A 21,981-nucleotide genomic window follows, 5' to 3' on the forward strand; every position below is an offset into this window, starting at 1 on the left:
CAACTGAGAGACTGTGCAATACTCTCAGTATCGCCTCTGAAGATTTCTAAGCAAACAGACTTTTTACAGCAAACTTGATACTATTAAGGGTTCCCAGTGTTCCCATTGCATCCCATTTATAGGTCTGCAGTACCTCGGCCATACCAGTCAGGAAGCTCTCATCCGGCTTATTTCTAAGTTCTAGGAAGCGTTTGAGATGTTCATATTCCTTCTGCATCATAACGGTCTGCTTTTCCTTGTAATAGGCGAAGAATGCTTCAAAGGCATCATCCTCAGCCTTAATCTCCTGAACAGTTGGCTCTTCGTTTTCATCTCCCTTCTTAGCGTTGGCCATACGAAGTGTCTGCCAGTTAGAATACAGCTCACGGAAATGATCATCATCATTGAAAGTAAAGGCAGCCTTTGCATGCTCATTGAGTTCTTCATCTATATTAGACGATGTTGCCTGCTTAGCAATGTGCTTAATCTTTTTCTTTAACTCATCATCAGGATCATTCTGAAGCTTATCAAGCTCTTCGTTATAGAGTTTTAAAAGAGCCTTGCTAGCTTCCTTGAAATTAGTAACATCCTTGAATGTCTCTGATGCTTTCTGAGCAAAGCCCATACTTGGACAGAGATTAAAATGATGATCTGCATTTACGCCCTGACCAAAGGCGAGGAACATATCATTTATGGTAGAAATCTGCTGGTTCATCTCCTCAATGGTATTCTGAATAGAGAGCTGACATACCTCAAAATTATAGATAGGAGCAGGAATCTCTATACCTTCCTTTAAAATAGCCTCCATAACCAGCTTAATCTTCAGACCGGTATCCTCTTCCGAGCCTTTCTTAAGAATTGCTGATATCACCTCAGTAAGATACTGTTCTACAGTCTTATCTTGGCCCTCCTTCACATTTGCAAGTCTCTCCAGACTCTTTTCAGAGAGCAGAGACTTAAGTCCCTGCATAAATACAGGACCGTTCTTGTCTAAAGAAGCAGCCATCATTCTGATGATGTTCTCCTGCTGAAGAGCTGTCAGCTTAACACAGTTACCAAAGTCAATAACGGTAAGCTTATCCTTTGAGGTCATGATATTGCCGGCATGAAGGTCTCCGTGATAGAAACCGGTGTCAAAGATACCCTGAGTAACCCATTCTTTTGAGAATTTAACCAGATTGTTTCTCTGCTCAATCAGAGCTTCATATTCATCAAGAAGTTTTTTCTGAATATCCTGCGAAGTCTCTTCCGGAATAGAGATTGAAGTATATCCGTTAATAAACTCGTTAACAGAGGTATAGGATGGTACAGGGTCAATGCCTGGAATCTCGTGTCCCATCGTATTCACCGGTTTGAGAATATTATATAAAAGGTTATCCTCCATAGAGGTGACAACATTATTAACAGTTACGCCCGGAGCCTTTTCAATAATCAGCACATCGGTTGAAGGAGGAACCAGATCAAAGAGCTTCATGCTCTGCACCTTACTGTCAAAATTACTGTAAATCTGACCTGAAACCACATTCTGAGCCTCAATAGTAAGATCAAGCTCCTCCATAATTGTCTTTAGGGAACCTTCAAAGGTAACATCCATACCAGGAATCTTTTTGGCAGCTTCCCTAAAGATTTCCATCTCACGCAGCGCCTTGTTCATTACATCAGGTCTTAGGATCTTGATAACACAGTCAACACCTTCAGGTTTGTCTGCGGTATAAACCTTACATAAGAAAGCCTCGCCGACAGAAGCAGCACCTAAAGAGCGCTGAATATCAATTTTCTTGATCTTGCCATCTGAATTATTAATAACCTCCAGAAGGTGAGCCTGAACCACATTCTCAGGAATAGGAGCAAGATTACTCTTCATGTCAGAGAAAGACTGCTTTAGAGTTTCGCTGATTTCGTTCTGAGGAGTCTTCTGCAGCAGTTTCTGCATAATAGGACCTGCGCCCTTGAAAGCGGCACCAATCATCTTGTCTGTAGAAAGTTTACCGTCAATTTCAGCTCTTGAGTATCTGATAGCAGCTGCCACCATTGAAAGCTTGTCCAGTTTTGAAAGCTTAGTGAAATAAGTCTTACGGACATTGGTAACAAACTGTGTCATGACGTTCTCTGTATTGCCAGAAGCTGCTTCAAGATCCTGAAGTGTTGAATTAGGATCTAGAGGATCGACATTTTTGCGTACAACCTTAGGAGCGTTTTCGTCATCAAGATCTTCATCAGGCTCCTCATCACCTACAGCCTCAACATTGTTCTGCACCGGCTGCTGAGCTTGAACATTGGCTTCATTATCAGCAGCTCCCTCTTCCAGTTCAGGCTCTACAATCATATTAGAAACCTCATCCAGAATTGAATCAACTGACTCGTCCAGATCCTTTTCAGCCTTGATTAGACTTAGTTTAACTTCAAGCTGTGCGTCTGTAAGTTCACTGACTCCCTTTTTAACATCAAAATCAAGGAAGTTGCGAATCAGGGCAGCACTGTTTTCAAGCTGCACATCAGTAAATGTATCGCCTTCGCCACCAAGAAAATCCATACCGGATTCCTTTATCTGTCCGATAAGATCGGCAACCTTTGTTTTAATCATCGATGGCAGAGTATTTAAGGCCTGAGGGTCTTTAATCATATAGGCCAGTGCCTTGGCATGCTTCATCATTAGACGCTGCAGTTTTGCACCTGGCTCGACAACTTTCCCCTCACCGCTGTTGAGTTTATCAATTTCCTTATCTATCTGATTTCCATCCTCTTCCAAAATCAGATCCGCCAGGAAATTATGAACCCAGAAGGCTCGCTGCTCCTGTAACAGCTGCTTCTGATTAGCCTCGAATCCCAGATTAATATTGTTAACTCGACCTGAGTATAAATTCTCATCATTGTTAACTTCTTCAATAATACGGTTCAGGTCGCCCAAAGCCATATGATAATCAGCTGCACCCTCATCAGAGAGAGTTGCTGAACCTATTTTCACTCTGCCTGTATCCAGAGAAGTAACAACCTTAGGAATAATTGAAACAGCAGTAGTTATGGCAGTAGAATAAACACCTCTGATATCGTCGGTGATAGGGTTATATTTATTCTCGCCCAGAGTAATAGGATCATAACTATGGCTTAGTATGAGCTTTGAAACCAGCTCTCTAAAATCATCATCCTCAAGTCTTGAGGTAGGCTTACCATCGGTAAATGATTTCGTCAGAACCGATATCAATGGGCTAAAGGCCAGATTCAGATGAGCTACCAGATACCTCTGCTGAGGAGTTAGATTATCAGGCAGAGATTTTGTAGCAACCGCAATGAGAATAGATGGATTATTCGCTAATTCGGCTTTCAAAGCTTCCGCTGTCAGCTTACCTGAAGAACTGAGCTGCTCGAGTCTTTCAAAGCCTTTAGCAATATTGATATTCTCAATTCTGCTGAATAGAGCATTAACCTTGACACAAAGTCTGTCTTTACTTGAATTCCAGTTATCCGACCTATACTCGTAAAGCTGGTTTTTAAGTTCCTCTGTCTCGGTTATAGGGGTACTTTCAATCTTTTTTTCCATTAAGGTAATTATCGACACAAAGTTACCCTTAAGGGCATCCCCCATCATCTTTTTGAAAAGAGCTCCCAGATCGGTATTAGGGTCTTTGGCCAGCTCCGCCTTCACATGAGGAGACAGGACAAAGCTTACGAAAATACCAGCGACTCCCTCTAAGACAGAGAAGGATTCTTCTGTCATATAAGGTTTTAATGCATTTATAGCAGCATAGATTGCATTCTTGTCCGGATTCTTAACCAGATCAGTGAATAAATTGAAAACGGGTTTGTTCTCATCGATGGAATTAGGATCATTATCATCTGCAAAGATCATCTTCAGTGCATCATTTGCATTAAGTCCTACTTTAACATCATCCTGAATCTGTTTAACAGTAACCATCATATTCTGTGCTTTTCCGTAGCTGTCAAGCACCCTATCAAATTCGTCACTGTTATTTGCTTTGGTCAGACCCTTTAAAAGATTTAGAAGGTAATTAGGAACCTGCTTGTTTATTGAGTTTTTCTTAGCCCCAGACTCAAAGTTATACATGATGGTAATGTATTTCTTTTTAAGTTCCTGGAAGCTCTGGTAGTTCAGCTTTTTTCCATCCAGAGCAATAGAAAGCTCGGTAACCAGATTCTGAGCCTTAACAACACTCAGATTGGAGATATCTCCGGCTATACGAGCAAAAGAAACACCCAGCACATCCTGTTTTTCAGAGATACTCTTGCCCAGCTTTTTTAAGAAGAAGTTAAAACCGTCGATAATATTCGACTGCGCTTCATGGGCCGTAACCGCTCTATAAACGGAGTCAGATGTCTGCTTGTCAAAGCCTATCTCTCTACAGATTTGATAAACGACGTCAGCAATCTCCTTATTCAGGAGCTTACCGATTGCAGTATTCATGAAAGCCTGCATGTCATCATAAGAGTTATTCTCCTTCTTAAGCTTTGCTATCTCCGCATTCAATGAAGCGAACAGCTCTTTGTTTTCAAGCACGAAGTTCTTCATTATCTGAGCGTCTGTCAGATAAGAAGGATTACTGGTCAGAGTATTAAGCTCTGTAGTGAGAGTTTTAAGATTTTCCTGAGCGACAGGGTCCTGACTCTGCTTGAGCTTGTCGATTTCACTCTTTAGGCTGGCTACTTTCTCGTCATAACTGGTCTTAAGAGCTCTGTTCTTGGTAAACTCATTGTTAAGATTTATAATCTTTGAGCCAAGAGCATCGGCAGCATAAAAGTTTTTAAGCTCATTTTCAGATTTACCCTTGAGAGTCTTCAGATCATTATCATACTTCTCGATAACATCCTTATTGGCTTCTTTTACCAGACTAATCTTCTGCTGCAGATCAGCTATCTTCTGAGTGTACTTGTTATCTGTTCCCTTCTGAATAACAGAGGTATTGAGTTTATCATCAATCCCCTGAGGAGATTTCTTCTTCTCAGCTTCAAGCTTATCAATAATGGAATCTACATATAAGCTGTTGATTTTTGGACTGTGCTTTACAATTTCGTCCTGATTCTGTGGAACATTGTCCCCCTCCTCAGCAACCTGCTCAGGCTCTTTTGGCTTAGCAAATTCCTCCTTTTCTTCATCCAGAGCTACCTGCTTATCCCTGATTTGTATATCAAGATCCAGAAGCTGCTTTGAAACAGAATCCAGTTTTTCCTTGTTTTCATTTAACCAGACCTTTAAATTCTTTAAGTTCATCAGATCTTCAGCGTTTAAATCTTTCTTTGCTTCCAGATCTTTGATGGAATTTTCCTGTTCAGATATTGTCTTTGTCAGGAAATCAGAATGCACCCTTAAAGGCTTACGCTCAAGATTCAGTTTCTCAAGTTCACTTTCATGAAGCCTGAGCTGAATCTCCTTAATCGAATTTTCATAAACTGAAGATTTATTTCCTACGGAACTGTTAATCTTAGAATTGAGAAGCAGATGCCTCTGTTCAATCAGCTGCAGCTGATTATCAAGGTACGTCTTGTTACTCTGCTGAATCTGTTCATCACTCTGACCACTTTGTCGAAGATTATCTGAATTATCTCGAATTTGAGAAACAATGGACTCTAATGAATTAAAGTCCATAACACTTAACTCATGATATTTCTTCTCTCCTCCGGTCATATGGGAGAGAATGTTGGTCAGCATGCCTCTGCGGTTAATATCCTTATCCTGAGAATCCAGACCAATAAGAGCAGAATCCAGGCCAAAAATATCAATGTGAGAGCAGATATCGGTGGCAATAAGAGTCTTCATATGATCAAGATCGTAAGGCAGTTTGATTTTATGTGCTACGCCAGGGAGCTTGATAAAAAGCTGAGCTTTTTCATCACGTTCTAAGATACAGTGAATCGCTTTGCCGCCATCATAAAGGTCAATGCCTACACGCTCTTTTTCATTCCCCTTTGACATATGAGCCAGGGTCTGGTTAATGGCTAAGGTGTTGTTCTTAAGCTCCATAGCCTCCCTGTGGTCATTGCTCTTATTAAGATGATTGATAAGTTTTGATGCCAGACCGAAGGTTACCACACAGAGAACTTTTTCAAAGAAATTGAATTTATGCTTACGTTTTAAGGTTCTCTCAAAGCTGTCGTGAGTTTCAAGAGGAGACTTGAAGATTTTCAGTGCTTTGTTCTTGCTTACAAGAGCATCGGACAGCTCTGGAACATCAGTAATCTCATCAATGACTTCAAAATCATTGATTATCTCATCAGGACCATTATCATCCAGTACATCCAGATCTTCATGAGCTGTATTAAGTCCGTTTATCTCAGCAAGTATACTGACTTTCTCGTCATCAGGATTATTCTGATCGTTATTTACATAATTATTCTGACCATTATTGATATTATTTACGTTTAGCTCAGACATATTGCACCTCAATCCACATACAAACCATTAACTATGCTCAAAACGGACTTCATAGGGTATTTTGAAAGACAACCTGCAGTCTTTTGAATTTACACAGAAGCATCCCCAACAAACATTGTAGAACTATATATAATATTAGGATATTTTTTGACCTACATTTGTAGTAGAAATTCAATAATGTGAGCTACCATAAAAAAACATATAGCCAAACAGCAGTAAACAATATTACTTATTGATTTTTAATATAATATAAATATATTTATGATAAGAAAGAAATTTTTTTTATGTTTTTTTTCTCTAATTTATAAAAAAATTAACACCTACAAAAAAACCTGTATTCTTTCTGCTAACAAAAGCATAAGTAAAGTAGTGTATATGCAGAAGCTTTTTTTTGACGGATTTAAAAAAAGACTAGCTCATTCCCGATTAAAACAGACGGCTGTGCTATAATTTTTCATGCAAAACAGCAGACTTAATCTGCACTACAAGAACAAACGATACTTTCTGACCAAAACGCAGTTAGATAAAAAATCACCGCTCTTACAAAGAGATATAAGGATTCTATGAGCAATATTCCTTTTGAACCTAAAGATGGAGATTATGTATCTCTTATCGAAAGACTGGGGAGAACCTCAATTGATGAGATCAAGGATGAGATTTACAAATCTCAGAAAGAACATCAGCAGCACGCAGGAGTGCTGAACAGTCCTTCAATTGAAAAGACCATTTCACAAAAGAATCTGAACCGTTCCCCTGCACAGGCAAAAATTCCCGGCACCACGCAGAACACAACCCCAGCGCAGAGCTATTCAAATACCACCGGCTCAGGCTCTGTAACCTATGAATCTGCGATAAATAAAATACTCAAGGTTCTGCTCTTCATTGGATTTCTGTTTGCAGCTACCATCACCGGAGTTATAGCTGTCACAGTTGATACAGAGGATGAGGAAATCATACTGTTTCCTATGATCGTCTACATAATCTTTGTAGCAGTGGTCTCCTCAAAGCTCAGCAAGAGAAAAAGCACTAAGGAGAAATAGGAAATGGATAACTATCTTATCTGGCTGATCTTAGGCCTGGTGCTTTTAGGTGTGGAGATGATGATTGGCAGTATCTATCTTCTGGCTCTGGTAGCCGGCTGTGCCATCGCCTGTATCTTCGCCTTTATGGGAACAACTTTTACCGCACAGTGCATCATTGCTGCAGTGGTGGCAATTGCAGGTGTGATTACAGCCTTCATCTTCAGGCGCAATATCAGAAAAAAGCTTACCCCAAATCAGGACTGTGACAATCTTGATAAGGGACAGATTATTACCGTCGAGAAAATCGATTCTGACGGAGGTGCCACTGTCAGCTACAGAGGTTCTTTGTGGAAGGCCTTTGCTAAAGAAGGAAAACTTGAGGCAGGAATATACCACATTGAGAAGGTTGACGGTACCAGACTGATTTTAATCAAATAGTAAAGGAGCATATAAATGTATTTAGATATGGACATTTCAGGCGGCAGCGTTGCACTGATCCTGATTATTATTGCAATCATTTTTGCTGTTAAGGCCATCAAGGTTATCCCGCAGCAGACTGCATGGGTTATTGAAAGACTGGGTAAATTCCACAAGGTTTTAAATCCTGGTCTAAACTTCATTATTCCTTTTATCGACAAGGTTGCCTACAAGCATTCTCTAAAGGAAATTCCTCTGGATACTCCAAGCCAGGTATGTATCACCCGTGATAACACCCAGCTTTCAGTAGACGGTATTCTCTACTTCCAGGTAACCGATCCTAAGCTGGCCTCCTACGGTACCTCCAACTACATCATCGCCATCACTCAGCTGGCTCAGACCACTCTGCGTTCTGTTATCGGTAAGATGGTTCTGGACGAGACCTTTGAGGAGCGTGATGTCATCAACAATCAGGTGGTTGCAGCCATCGATGAGGCAGCCTTAAACTGGGGTGTTAAGGTACTTCGCTATGAAATCAAGGATCTGACTCCTCCAGCTGTAATTCTGCAGGCAATGCAGCGACAGATCACCGCAGAAAGAGAGAAAAGAGCAGTTATCTTCGAGTCTGAGGGTAGAAAGCAGGAACAGATTAACCTTGCTAACGGTGCCAGAGAGGCTGCCATTGCCAAATCTGAAGGTGAGAAGCAGTCTGAAATCAATATCGCTGAAGGTAAGGCACAGGCTACCATCGCCATTGCCAATGCAACAGCCAAGGCTCTTGAAACCATTGCTCAGGCAACTCAGGCTGAAGGCGGCAACACCGCTGTAAACCTAAAGGTTGCAGAGCAGTATATTGAGGCTTTCTCAAATCTTGCCAAGACCAACAATACTCTGATTGTGCCAAACAACCTATCAGACGTATCCGGCATGGTAAGCTCTGTTATGAAGATTGTTCAGTCAACCTCTCAGGCTCCAGCTGCAACCAAATAACACAAACAACTCTCCCAAGACAGGACCCGACAGTCCTGTCTTCTTATTTTGAGGATATGCATTATGGATTTTAAAGATCCTGATAATTCCACCTCCCAAAACCGCAATGACTACATAACTATTCAGACCGGCAGTTCTAAACACAGTAACTCCCCTTCCCTGATAAAAAGTTTTTGTCATATCTTTATGATGATAGGATCCATTATCACCTTCATCCGCAACACGGTTTTCAATATCATTTTTATTCTGCTAATCATTGCGATATTTGCTCTGGTGGGACTTGTAAATACAGTTACAGACAGGGGGGCCGAGGTCATTTCTGAGATCTCAGGAAAGAGTTCCTATAAAACCGGACAGGTTGAGCAGGTACTGTGCTTTGATTTAAACGGTCCTGTATACGAGTATCCTCTGCCGGATGATGACTACTCAAAGCTCACCCGCAACCTTGATGAGAAACTCAACAACCGCCGCATCAATGATATTCTCTCCATAGAAAAAGCACTAAAAGCGGCTCAGGATGAGAATGAAATAAAAGAAATATACCTAAACCTCACCGACTGCATGACCACCTTCCCGGTTGCAGAACGTATCTATAATGCAGTTCGTGAGTACAAAAAGAAAAAGCCTGATACAAAAATAACCGCCTTTGCAGAAAGCTATGGAGCATCTGCCTACAGAATCGCCACTGCAGCCGATAGAATCGTAATCGATCCGTTAGGCGGCTTTGATTTTAAGGGCTTTGCCAGTGCCAATCTGTATTTTAAAGATCTCTTAGACAGATTAAGAGTGGAGCCTTTGGTCTTCAAGGCCGGTGAATTTAAGAGCGCCGTGGAAATCTTTACAGAGAACAGAATGTCTGAGGGGGTAAAAAAAGAGTATCAGCATATCTTTGACTCTCTATGGAAGCTCTACAAGGATTCGTTAAACTCAAGAGCTGATGCATCTGCCTCCTTAACCAGAGTCTTTGATAATCCGCAGCGCTTCCTTGAAGAGCTTGAGAGATTCAGAGGCTCTGAGGCTCAGCTGCTTAAGCATATGGGACTGGTGGATGAAATCAACTCACAGCTGAATCTTGAATATGCCTATTCAAAGGATTACGGCTATGAAGATAATATGCTCAATCCACTCATGACCGACTATCAGGACCTTGCTGACTCAGTAAATCCAGTTACTGCAGCTAAAACTCTAAAAAAGAAGCACAGAAAGAATGGTGCTGATAAGAGTGTAACTGTAGAAAGTGCAGAGGGTAAATCAGAGATTGCGGTATTATACGGCATCGGTGAGATCATGGATTACTCAGAGAGACCAACAGAATTTACCCCTGACAATATAGCCTCACAGATTGAGAGTATTCTTGAGGATAAAAATATTAAAGGTGTTATCTTCTACATCAACTCCCCTGGCGGCTCAGTTTCCGCCTCAGAGAAAATCAGAAATCTGATTCTAAAGCTCAAGGAAACCCGTGAAATACCGGTTTATGTTTCCATGAACTCCCTCTGTGCCTCTGGAGCCTACTGGATCAGTACCGCCTGCGACAGACTCTATGCCACACCTACTACCATTACAGGTTCTATAGGTGTCTTCTCAGTGGGTCTTGGTATACACGATCTCTTAAACGAATACGGTGTAAGACAGGATGGTGTTGAAACCTCCGAGCTGGAAAGATCACCTCTTGCAGTGAGAATGCCCGAGTCTCAGCGCAGAATGAATACCCTTGAGGTAGAAGGTATCTACGAGAACTTTATCTCCCTGGTTAAAAACTCCAGAAAAGACTTAAAGAACACAGACTACCGAGTCTTTGCCGAAGGAAAAGTCTTCCTCTGTCAGGATGCCCTGTCTTTAAAACTTATCGATGATTCTAAAGATCTCTTTGGGGTATTTGAAGAAATCAAGGCAGCTGTTCAGCATGATGATAATGATGAAATCTCTCTGTTACATCTGTCATCTGAGATCGGAAACAAGGCCAATCTCTTTAAATCCCTGTTCATAAAGACTGCATCTGGTATTCTTGCCCCTGAGTACGTAAAGACTATTCTTGATCTTATGAATAAGAGCTCAGCTGCCGGTGAAAATAAGCCAAAACTTATGGCTATTGGCGCCATCAGAGATGTTACTCTTTAGACAGAAAAACGTATTCTAAACCACACAGGAAGGCGTCTGAAATCAGACGCCTTCAATTCAAAAAAAACGCTATACCAAAGCAGAGCCTAAGTATAGCGTCCACGATAAACAACATTCCTAAGAACGATTAGAATGTCTGGTCTTAGACTCAATTGAGATTGAGTCTACAATCTTTTTAACCACTGTATTTCGAAGCTTAAATACTCTTACACATGGACAGGTGGTAGTAATGATCTTTACCGCATGACTTGATTCAGGCAGACCATTGTCAGTTGCCGTATTAAAAATCTCTACCCATTCTCTTCCAGGTGAAACCAGAGGCAGTTTCACACTCTGGGATTTGGCCCTCTGGGTGAAAACCACACACCAGCTCTCACCTTCCTCATCGTTTACTGCACCTGCCACCAGCATCACGGTATCAGTATCGGGATTATTCCAGTCAGCAGAATGCATCTGAGCTCCGTCAGGTCTGAACCAGTGGGCATCGTAGCTGGCACGTTTTGAGCTCACACGGTAGCTGTCATCCACCAGAAGAAGCTCTCGCAGCATCATGGATTCATGACGAATCTGATTTAGCATGGAGATAAAGGAAATGAAATTCTTGTTCTCCTCGGAGTAATCCCATTTTGTCCAGGAGATTTCATTATCCTGACAGTAGGCATTGTTATTGCCTAGCTGAGTACGAGAGAACTCATCTCCGCCTAATAGGTGCGGAATACCCTGACTTAGAATGGTGGATGCAATAAGATTGCGCTTCATCTGCCAGCGCTTGGCGTTAACCTTCTTGTCAGTGGTAGGACCTTCCTTTCCGCAGTTGGTGGAGTAATTGTCATTACAGCCGTCGCGGTTATCCTCCCCATTAGCCTCATTGTGCTTAGAGTTGTAGGAAACCAGATCATGAAGAGTAAAGCCGTCGTGATAAGTTACAAAATTCAGACTGGATTTAATGGATCTGGTCTCCTTTAAGTAAATATCACGTGAGCCCATGATACGGGTGATGTACTCACCGATAAGGCCCTTGTCTCCTCGCCAGAAACGTCTTACCGTGTCTCGGAATCTGTCGTTCTGCTCAGCCCAGCCCTGCGGAAAGCCGCCCACATGATAACCATTGTTTCCAATATCCCAAGGCTCAGCAATAAGAATGGACTTGTTAATAGAATCATTGCAGAAACACCCCTTTAAAAATGCGCAGTTAGGATCAAAATCATTGAACACATCACCATGACTCTCGCGACAAAGGGTTACACAGAGATCAAATCTGAACCCGTCAACCTTCATATTTTCAAGCCAGTGAGTCATTGAATTAAGTACCAGATTCAGAGTCGGTCTGGAATCCACGTTGACCGAGTTACCGCAGCCGGTAACATCAAAGAAATTTCCAAAATCAGAAGAACCATCCTCATTGCGGGGATGAACATAGTAGTTATGGGCATCAAAGCCCTTAAGACTTAAAACGCTGCCGCCATTGCCGCCTTCACCGGTATGGTTGTAAACCACATCAAGAATCACAGCAATACCGTTTCGATGGAACTCTCGAACCATTTCCTTGAACTCATTGACGGCATTCCTTGGGTTTACCGCAAATCTTGGATCGGGAGCAAAGTAACATACAGGATTGTAGCCCCAGTAGTTAACTTTGCCAATCTTAGATAAATGAGGTTCTGAAACGTAGGCATAGATTGGATTTAACTGAACAGCAGTAATTCCGAGTCTCTTTAAGTGTGCAATAACCTTCTCGTGGCACATACCAAGGAATTTTCCCCTATGCTCAGGAGGAACATCCTCGTTAAGCATGGTCATGCCTTTTACATTGCACTCATAGATTAGAAGATCATCTAAAGAAATAGCAGGCTTCTGAATTCCCTGCCAGTCAAAATCGGAATCATCACAGATGATAGCTTTAGGAATGAAGTCATCATAGTGATTTTTATAGCGATCCTCTGTATAGACAAAAGGTTTTGACAGGGCCTTGGCATATGGATCAACCAGAATATGATCCTTCATGAAATAAAAGCCACGTGAAGGGTCATACTCACCGATAGCCTCATATCCGTACAGATCACCAACCTGTACACCATCTATGAAGCCATACCAGACACTGCCCTTCTTTTCAGGAAGACTTACCTTTCGGATTTCGTGTTCGCTTTTATCATAGAGATGGACCACTATCTGCTCTGCATTCGGGGACCATACTGAAAAATAACATCCGCCTTCAGTTACAGTTACGCCTAAAGGCACAAGCCTGAAATCCACATGCCGCGAGATAGGTTGATTCATACCACATTCCTCAGTTCTCAAGCTCTGTTGTTTTATCTTAAAAAATTATTATTCTTTTTTTACAGCTTCAATGCTGTTTTTTGTTATGAAAAATTAAGTCGGAACTTTCCCTAATTATCGGAAATTAAACTTAGCAAATTTACCTTTATAGGAATTTAGAACAGATTTTCTTATCAACTCTGTGAAGTTATCTGATTTTTGAAAAAAATCGTAAAAAAGACCTACCTTTTTGTGAATTTTGACCTTATAGAAAAAATAGCAGACAAATGACACAAAAAAAGTTTCAGCAGAGGTGAATTTTATATTGTTACTGATATATATACAGTTGCGAATAACATTGAAGATTTTTGCAACAAAAAACAGCTTTTTACAAATTTATATCCAAAGAATGTGAACCTAAGCATTTTTATACTTTTATTATACAAAATTATGATGTATATAATGATTATATGTGGTTCTCTTATTAGAACTTCAGATTATATGAGAGGCAGAGTGTGATTAGTTCAAAAGAATCGTATGACAAACTACTTGAAGTATTAGGAAAAACCCTGGGAATAAAGCTTGAATTCGTGGACGACAGCTGTAATCTACAGATAGAGGAATTAGATCTTGGATGCTGTATCCGCAAATTTGAGAATGAAGAAAGAATTGTTCTTCTGGGCGTACTGGCAAAGGGGTTGCCTGATGATTTGAAATACGATCTGGTTATTGATTTTCTGTCTTCTGCCATCAATCCTCTATACAAATCAGGACCAACAGTAGCTTATGACGAGGATGATGATGTTCTACTTGCCTATGTAAGTATTGATATCAAAGATATTGAAGAAAATGAATTTCCTGAAATTGTTGAGGAATTCATGGTGTTTGAGAAACACTACCGTGACAGACTCAGCGAGACACCAGATACAGCAGATGATTCAAGCTCAAGCTCAGCATCAGAAATAATCGGAAGAATTAACAACTAAGAATCGCTAACTACAAGAAAAAAAGAGAAATGTAAAATGTTACTGTAAAAAATATAACACAGGAACAATTAGTTAGATACCGAGAATACAGAACGTTTCTCTTTAGTTTGTTTCATTCAATCTCAAACAGGAAGGAGGCCTTAGATAAGCCTCCTTTATTATTTTGCTGTAGGCGCAGATGATAATACAGATAGTTTACTGACTGTATGCTCATTTGTATAAATTCACTTTCACTAATTATTTCTAATAATGTGATCTGAATCTATCTGATACTTTTATTCCATGGAGAAACAGTTTATATTTGATGTATGTAGTGATATTTTTAGAGTATTAGAACAAAGAGGCGGATATGTCAGGACCTGTACTTAATGTAAATTCAGTCAATCAGATAGATGCATCTGCATTCGTTGAGAAGGATACCAATACGCTGCAGAACGGCAAAATCCGTCTAGGGAATTCATTTTTCAGCGTGAAAGTTGATAACAGCAAGATCAATGCCGGTTATTTTAATAACCTCAATATGTCAAAAGAGACAAAATCTCATCTTCAGGATAAATTAACTGCAGACAAGATCGTGATTAGCGAAAAATTTAATATTGCAAAAGAAATCGGTAATAACGAAAAGATCAAGCAGGTGATTCTTCATGGCATGTCAGATGTAAAACAACCAGCAAAGATTGCCTCAGATGAAGTGGTTAATGTGAAAAAAGCCTTTAAGCCAACGACAATCGATACTTACAATTCATCCATTGGGATAGAAAAGGAAAATGTAAGTAAAGACCCCATCAATACGTTTAACAGTATTAGAAACGGCACTATTGATAAAGGCTTATCAGCGGATGATGTTATAGGTCATAAGGAAGATATCACCCTAGATATCCGCGCAGAGTGGAAACAGTATCTAAAAGATAATGCCGATAAGGTCGATATCTTCAAGAAAGTTGCAAGCTTTATTAACGAAGGAAGTCAGCCTAGCTCACACGGAGCAAAGACAACCGGCTGGGCAGAGCAGGTAAGAAAATACGGTATTGATGACACTTTAAAAGGTTTTATTCTCAAACAGATGGAACCTTCGGATCGAAAGAACTGTCTCATTAACGGTACCATTGATAAGTACATAAGTGTACTTAAGGAATGTGCCATTAAATCTAAGGAAGGTGCTCTAAACAAGCAGGAATATGAAGCAGTTTTAGATAAGCATTTTCCTAATCGACACGTGATGGAGAATAAGAATAAACATCACAATGAATACAGCGAAGCAAAAGGATTTGGAAATATAATAGCTAACGCCTTCTTCAGACAGACCGGTAAACTTGGAGTGCAGTTCTTCGAGTCAAAAGGAATTAAGGTTATATTCCAATGGTCTGACCACAATGGCCTGACCGCAGATAAAAAGGAAAACAAGGCAAGTCTGAACAACAAGTGGTGGTTGGACAATGGTTTCAATGATGTAAAAAATGTACAAAAATATGGAGCTATTACCTTCTCAGAAATGCCTCAGGTTGAACAAACGAAGCTTCACTAGGTGAAAAAGAAAAGAGAAGAAGAGACAGCTAATGAGGGATTTACTCTAGAGGGAGTTCAAAAGATCCTTTTGAAAAAGAATTTAAAAAGGAGGTGCTCTTTAAAGAGCTCCTCCTTTTTTTCATCCAAAGATTATCCTGTTAGTCAGAAATCTTCTTGATGATCAGAGTTGATAGTGGAGGCAGATCCAGTACGATTGAGTGATAGCAGCTCTGCCATGAAATATTTGAAGCTACCAGCTTGCTCTCACCGGTACCGTATGCACTTCCCCAGTACTGCTTATCATCAGAGTTGAAGATTACCTCGTAGGTACCTGGCTCAGGTACACCTAGGCGGTATGCAACATAAGGAACTGGAGTGAAGTTGGATACTGCAACAATGAAGTCCTTGCCATTGTTACGCTGCATAGCAAACACGCTGTGATCTGCATCGTTAACATCAAGCCACTTGAAGGAGGCAGGATCGTAGTCGGTTCTCCATAGACATGGCTCTGATCTGTACAGCTTATTCAGATCCTTAACCAGTTTCTGAATACCCTGATGCTTAGGATACTTCAGTAGCCACCAGTCTAACTGAGCATCATCATTCCACTCAGAACCCTGACCGATTTCTGAGCCCATGAAGTTCAGCTTCTTACCTGGGTGAGCATACATGTAGGTCAGATAAGCACGCATATTAGCGGCCTGCTGCCACTCATCACCAGGCATCTTATAAAGCAGAGAATGCTTTCCGTGAGTAACCTCATCATGAGAGATTGACAGGATGAAGTTCTCATTGAAGGCATAAATCATAGAGAAAGACATCTCACCGTGGTGATACTTACGGAAGAATGGATCAGTCTGCATGTACTCTAATGAGTCGTGCATCCAGCCCATGTTCCACTTGAAGCCGAAGCCTAAGCCGCCAGAGAATGTAGGACGTGAAACGCCGGTAAAGGCGGTTGATTCTTCAGCGATAGTGAAGGCATGAGGATACTTCTTGTAAACTTCCTCGTTGAACCACTTCAGGAAGCTTACAGCCTCATAGTTGATGTTACCGCCATCAACGTTAGGGATCCACTCACCGTCTTTTCTTGAGTAATCCCAGTAAAGCATTGAAGCTACAGCATCAACACGCAGACCGTCAATGTGATATAAATCCAGCCATACTAAAGCAGAAGCAATAAGGAATCTGCGAACAGTCTCTCGACCGAAGTCATAAATCAGAGAATTCCAGTCAGGATGCCATCCACGACGAGGATCTTCGTATTCGTAAACACAGGTACCGTCAAACTTGGCAAGACCAAAGGCATCGGTTGGGAAGTGAGCTGGAACCCAGTCTAAAATCACACCGATTCCGTTCTGGTGGAATGTATCCACAAAGAACTTGAAGTCATCAATACTGCCGAATCTTGAGGTAGGAGCAAACAGACCAGTTGGCTGATAGCCCCATGAGCCTGAGAATGGATGCTCCATGATTGGCATTAGCTCGATGTGGGTATAGCCCATTTCCTTAACATAATCTAATAGGTCTTTTGCAAGCTCACGATATGTTAAAGGCTGACCGTTCTCATCCTTCTTCCATGAACCCAGATGAAGCTCATAGATAGAGATAGGCTGCTCAAGCTTGTTGTTAAGCTGAGACTTCTTCCACTCCTGATCATGCCAGGTATAGGAGTGCTGATCAGAAATAATTGAAGCAAATGAAGGATACTGCTCATGATAGAAACCAACAGGGTCTGCCTTATGAGGAAGACGGTTGCCGAACGGATCCTTAATCTCGTACTTATAGCGTAGACCAGCGCCTAAACCAGGAACAAACAGAACCCAGTGACCTAAAAGGCTCTTGGCCATTGGCAGACGACGGCCATCCCAGAAGTTGAAATCACCGATAACACTGACTGCTGTTGCAGATGGAGCATACACAGCAAACTTGGTACCCTTGATCTTTACACCGTCAACATCCAGTTCAATCAGCTGAGCACCTAAGGTTCTGTAGATATTCTCAGGATCTTCATTCATGGTGTTCAGACCAAAGAAAGCCTCGTCTCTGAACTGGTAAGGATCAATAATGTCCACGGTAGCATCTTTGTAGGTTACCTTGAACATATAGTGAAAAGGTTTCTCGGTTGAAATCTTTTCTTCAAACAGACCATCAGGGTGAACCATAGTCAGAGTGCAGATGAAATCTTTTCCATCAATAGAATAGACTTCAACGCTCTGAGCACTTGGAAGCCAGGCTCTTAAAATATAAGAGCTCCCCTCTAGCTTCTGAAGACCAAGTGTTTCGAAAGGATTGCCAATCTTTGCGTTATTTAAATCATCAATCAGCATTATGCTGTCTCCTCAAAATACATATTTTTTTTATTTATTTCTGGCGTCAGTCATTTCCTTAGTCATTGACTTTACGTGATCCTGATCAAATATGAATTCAAGATCCGCAGTTAACTTTCTGCGCCAGTTTGGATACTCAGTATTCGTTCCAGGAATATTAACCGGCTTTTCAACTCCAATCCAGTCTTCAATCTGGGTACTGAATAAAGAGCAGGAACCGTTACACATGTGAATCTGCAGTGCTTTTGCAAAATCAAGAGTCATCTGAACGTCTTTAGCGTCTCTTGGAAAATCAGCACTGACACTGCCAAGTCCATGCATACTGTCGAGAATACGCTGTTTTTGAATCGCTCTTATTTCTGAAAGATTTACAGCTTCCTCCTCGGTGTAAATGCCAAGTTCCTTACCTAAGGACAGATCTAAGCAGCTCCACCATCCTACCAGAGTCGGCATGTCATGAGTTGTAAGTGCAGACATGGCCTGAGCCTGATAATCACGTGGCGCAATATAGCCGCCATCCTCAGCGCGCTCATCAAAAAAGATCTTATAGGAGAAAGCTCCAACCTTCTTCAATGCACGGGTTAATTCCACAGGAATCGTTCCTAAATCCTCTGCAATAACCAAACATTTATTGCGGTGTGACTCAAGAGAAATGATTCCGAGTAAATCATGCATACTATAATGAACGTATGCACCTTCGCAAGCAGGAGATCCTAACTTTGTGATCCAAAGTCTAAATAATCCTGCAGCATGATCGATTCTGATAGCTCCACATGATTTCATGTTGGACTGATACATTTTTATCATTGGTCTGTATGCTGCCTTTCTTAAGGCGTTCGGAGTCATAGGTGATAAGCCCCAGCTCTGGCCCAGTGGCCCTAAAGGATCAGGAGGTGCACCGATTGAGCCGGTAGGAGAGAATACATTATCTACATCAGACCAGACATCGCAGCTCTGTTTAGCCACACCAACAGCTAAGTCACGATATGTACCAATCATCATGCCAGCATCCTTGGCACATCTGTAGGCATCCTCAAGCTGTTCAGAAGCGAGGAACTGAAGATAACAGTAGAACAGGATATCCCTATAATGGTCCTTTCGCCACTGTTCGACAAAAGGAGAATTTACGTTCTGATATTCCTTTTCAAAGACTTCCCATGAATATGCATTAACTCCCATATCATAGTAGTGAGCCTGAAGTGCATCGTAGGTAGCCATGTTTAAAAGCTGCTCACCGCCCTGCTCCATAAAGCGAAGGAACTTGTTGCCACGAGCAGAACGTTTATCGTCAACCTTTACATTGTCAAAGATAAGACGCAGAACTTCTATCTTAGCCTCGATTACACCACGGTAATCAACATATTCCTTATCACGAAGAACATGCAGACGCTGCTGGAACTTCTCTGAGTGAATCAGATCCTGAGCTGGTTTGCAGTTTAATAACTCAGGTACTGAGGTAACACTAATATAAATAACATTAATAAAGTTTCTTGAGGATGGAGAGTATGGACTTACTGCAGACTCATCTGGGACAGCAGGATAGCCTGCGTGCATAGGATTAAGACCGACGAACTGACCGCCACATCTGTGAACACCTAATAGCAGCTGCTTTAAGTCCTCAAAATCGCCGATACCCCAGTTATTCTTTGATCTTACAGTATAAAGCTGTGAGCTTACGCCCCATACTTTTTTGCCCTCAAGGATTTCTTTTGGAGTGTATACCTTTGATGGACAGACAATTAAAGACATGCAGATGGATTTTAGAGTCTTTTTCTTGGATGTTACGGTAACAGTGCAGTTGTGATAACCGAATGGAAGAGCGCTTATCAGTTTATAGCGGCGGATATCATATACAGTACCCTGAACCTCTTTGTAATCGGCGATCTCAACCTGCTCAAGCGGAATAGAACGCTCGATCTTGCGTCCATCCTCCAGGCCAAGGACTACAGTTAGAACTGCTGATTCATCTTCCCCTAAAGCTTCAGGAGTTCTGATCAGGAACTGATGATTCTCATCATCTGTAAGCACGGTTACAGGATCAAGAACATTAGAAAACTCTTCAAGCTCCTCTTTATCGAGAACCTTTTTAAGAGCACGTTCATCATTTACAGGGTAGCCCAATATTTCGAGTAGAGATTTTCTACTTTCTTCAGAAATATAAACAAGCTTGTTAGTTGCATCCAGATAGGTGCGAGCTATCCCCTTTTCATCTGCTAGTAATTGAATGTCAATCATGGTTTTACCATTTTTATTTATAGTTGGTTTAATTTAAAGCAAATTTGACTCCGGTACAGGATGGTGAATTACTGCCGGTTTAAGATCAGAAAAAGCAGACCTGTACCTTTATAAATATAGATTAAACCTGAGATCTTTAATAAGAGTTATATTTATAAATATTGATCCTAGGATTTAATCCATGAGTATGATACCTATTAAGAGGTAAAAATGCTTGCACAATATGGGAATTGCACTGTTTTTTTATTCAGAAATTTGAGCTGTGCTCAAAATCTGCACATAAGTTGTGATCTGTTTCAAATTATGCATTGACGGTTAATATTGTGTGTTTTTTGTTAAAAAACCACTAATAATTAAAGAGATAGAAAAATATGACACACTGCACTATTTTATTTTGAAGTAGGTCACATTTATATAATTAACTTAAAAATTAAGAAAAAAATTTTCAGAGACAAAATAACGTTTTTCTTACTGTATTTTAACAAAAAAATCAGTATGTTATATTAAGCAGAATAATTTTTAAGCTTATCTTAAGGAATTTTTTTGAACTAATACCAAAAATAGATTTGAAAATTTTAAACAATGTTCTACACTATACCTGCTTTAGATGATAAAGCTACTTTTATAAAAGTGTATAGTTAAAAAGAGCTAATCTTGACAATCGTCAGAAATATAGTATCTTTTTAATGTTTTTATTTTTTTGTCAATTGTTAACTACGGGTAACTTTTAATATGACTATTAAAGTTGGTATTAACGGCTTTGGCCGTATCGGTCGTTTCGTATTCCGCGCATCAATCCTACGTCCAGAGTTAGGTATTCAGGTTGTTGGTATCAATGACCTATGCCCACCAGATTACATGGCATACATGTTAAAGTATGACACCATGCACGGCATTTTCAACGGCACCATCGATGTTGTTGACGGTAACTTAGTTGTAAACGGCAACACCATCCGTGTTACTGCAGAGCGTGATCCAGCAAATCTAAAGTGGGGTGACGTTGGTGCAGAGTACGTTGTTGAGTCAACTGGCCTATTCTTAACTGATGAGAAGGCACGTGCTCACATCCAGGCTGGTGCAAAGCGTGTTGTTATGTCAGCTCCTTCAAAGGATTCAACCCCAATGTTCGTTATGGGTGTTAACAATGACACTTATGCTGGTCAGGACATCGTTTCAAATGCATCATGCACCACTAACTGTTTAGCTCCTTTAGCTAAGGTTATCAACGATGAGTTCGGCTTAGAGAACGGCTTAATGACAACTGTTCACTCAACAACTGCTACTCAGAAGACTGTTGACGGTCCTTCAATGAAGGATTGGCGCGGTGGTCGTGCAGCTGCTGGTAACATCATTCCTTCATCAACTGGTGCTGCTAAGGCTGTTGGTAAGGTAATTCCATCATTAAACGGCAAGTTAACCGGTATGTCAGTTCGTGTTCCAACTCTTGACGTTTCAATGGTTGACTTAACCTGTACCTTAAAGAAGGGTGCTTCTTATGAGGACATCTGTGCTGCTGTTAAGGCTGCTTCAGAGGGTTCATTAAAGGGTATTCTAGGTTACACTGCTGATGCTGTTGTATCATCAGACTTCCTAGGTGACACCCGTACTTCTATCTTCGACGAGAAGGCTGGTATCGCTTTAACCGACAACTTCGTTAAGTTAGTTGCTTGGTACGACAACGAGATCGGTTACTCAAACAAGGTTCTTGAGTTAATCAAGTCAATGGAAGAGTCAGGCAAGTAATTTTAGCTTGA

General features: G+C 40.9%; 11 protein-coding genes. 7 read left to right on the plus strand and 4 right to left on the minus strand.

Translation table 11 applies throughout. The annotated features are described in order from the left end of the window. Positions 1-46 precede the first annotated feature (46 nt). Positions 47-6,364, minus strand: coding sequence for an AarF/UbiB family protein (locus tag QZU45_RS02955; protein ID WP_295351388.1), 6,318 nt, complete (start codon positions 6,362-6,364; stop codon positions 47-49). Between the two features lie 563 nt (positions 6,365-6,927). Here QZU45_RS02955 and QZU45_RS02960 point away from each other — a divergent pair. The 4 genes from QZU45_RS02960 (at position 6,928) to sppA (ending at position 10,914) form a co-directional block, all read left to right on the plus strand. Then, positions 6,928-7,404, plus strand: a complete 477-nt coding sequence (locus QZU45_RS02960; RefSeq protein WP_295351391.1) for a hypothetical protein — start codon at positions 6,928-6,930, stop codon at positions 7,402-7,404. Between the two features lie 3 nt (positions 7,405-7,407). Then, positions 7,408-7,824, plus strand: a complete 417-nt coding sequence (locus tag QZU45_RS02965) for an NfeD family protein (protein WP_295351394.1) — start codon at positions 7,408-7,410, stop codon at positions 7,822-7,824. A 15-nt stretch (positions 7,825-7,839) separates the two neighbouring features. Further along, complete coding sequence (locus tag QZU45_RS02970) at positions 7,840-8,793, plus strand: SPFH domain-containing protein (protein ID WP_295351396.1); 954 nt, start codon at positions 7,840-7,842, stop codon at positions 8,791-8,793. A 63-nt stretch (positions 8,794-8,856) separates the two neighbouring features. Continuing rightward, positions 8,857-10,914: a signal peptide peptidase SppA gene (gene sppA / locus QZU45_RS02975; protein WP_295351399.1), complete on the plus strand. Its 2,058-nt coding sequence runs from the start codon at positions 8,857-8,859 to the stop codon at positions 10,912-10,914. A gap of 117 nt (positions 10,915-11,031) precedes the next feature. Here sppA and glgX read toward each other — a convergent pair whose 3' ends face one another. Further along, a complete protein-coding gene (gene glgX / locus QZU45_RS02980) occupies positions 11,032-13,191 on the minus strand; it encodes a glycogen debranching protein GlgX (protein WP_295351401.1) in 2,160 nt (719 codons plus the stop codon). A gap of 494 nt (positions 13,192-13,685) precedes the next feature. On the opposite strand from glgX, the gene QZU45_RS02985 reads away from it, so the two are divergent. Continuing rightward, on the plus strand, positions 13,686-14,156 hold the full coding sequence (locus QZU45_RS02985; protein ID WP_295351403.1) for a CesT family type III secretion system chaperone: 471 nt from the start codon (positions 13,686-13,688) through the stop codon (positions 14,154-14,156). Positions 14,157-14,505: 349 nt separating this feature from the next. Further along, positions 14,506-15,681, plus strand: a complete 1,176-nt coding sequence (locus QZU45_RS02990) for a hypothetical protein (protein WP_295351406.1) — start codon at positions 14,506-14,508, stop codon at positions 15,679-15,681. A 139-nt stretch (positions 15,682-15,820) separates the two neighbouring features. Here the strand turns inward: QZU45_RS02990 and glgB are convergent, their stop codons facing one another. Then, positions 15,821-17,992 carry a 1,4-alpha-glucan branching protein GlgB gene (gene glgB / locus QZU45_RS02995; protein WP_295351409.1) on the minus strand — a complete coding sequence of 724 codons (2,172 nt, stop codon included), beginning with the start codon at positions 17,990-17,992 and terminating at the stop codon, positions 15,821-15,823. A gap of 30 nt (positions 17,993-18,022) precedes the next feature. Continuing rightward, positions 18,023-20,227 (minus strand): 4-alpha-glucanotransferase, encoded by a 2,205-nt coding sequence (malQ, locus tag QZU45_RS03000; RefSeq protein ID WP_295351412.1) that lies wholly within the window; start codon positions 20,225-20,227, stop codon positions 18,023-18,025. 732 nt (positions 20,228-20,959) lie between these two features. Between malQ and gap the strand changes: the two genes are divergently transcribed. Next, positions 20,960-21,970: a type I glyceraldehyde-3-phosphate dehydrogenase gene (gap, locus tag QZU45_RS03005; protein ID WP_074945333.1), complete on the plus strand. Its 1,011-nt coding sequence runs from the start codon at positions 20,960-20,962 to the stop codon at positions 21,968-21,970. Positions 21,971-21,981: the final 11 nt, after the last annotated feature.

The sequence above is a fragment of the uncultured Succinivibrio sp. genome, from assembly GCF_902756765.1.
Lineage (GTDB): Bacteria > Pseudomonadota > Gammaproteobacteria > Enterobacterales > Succinivibrionaceae > Succinivibrio.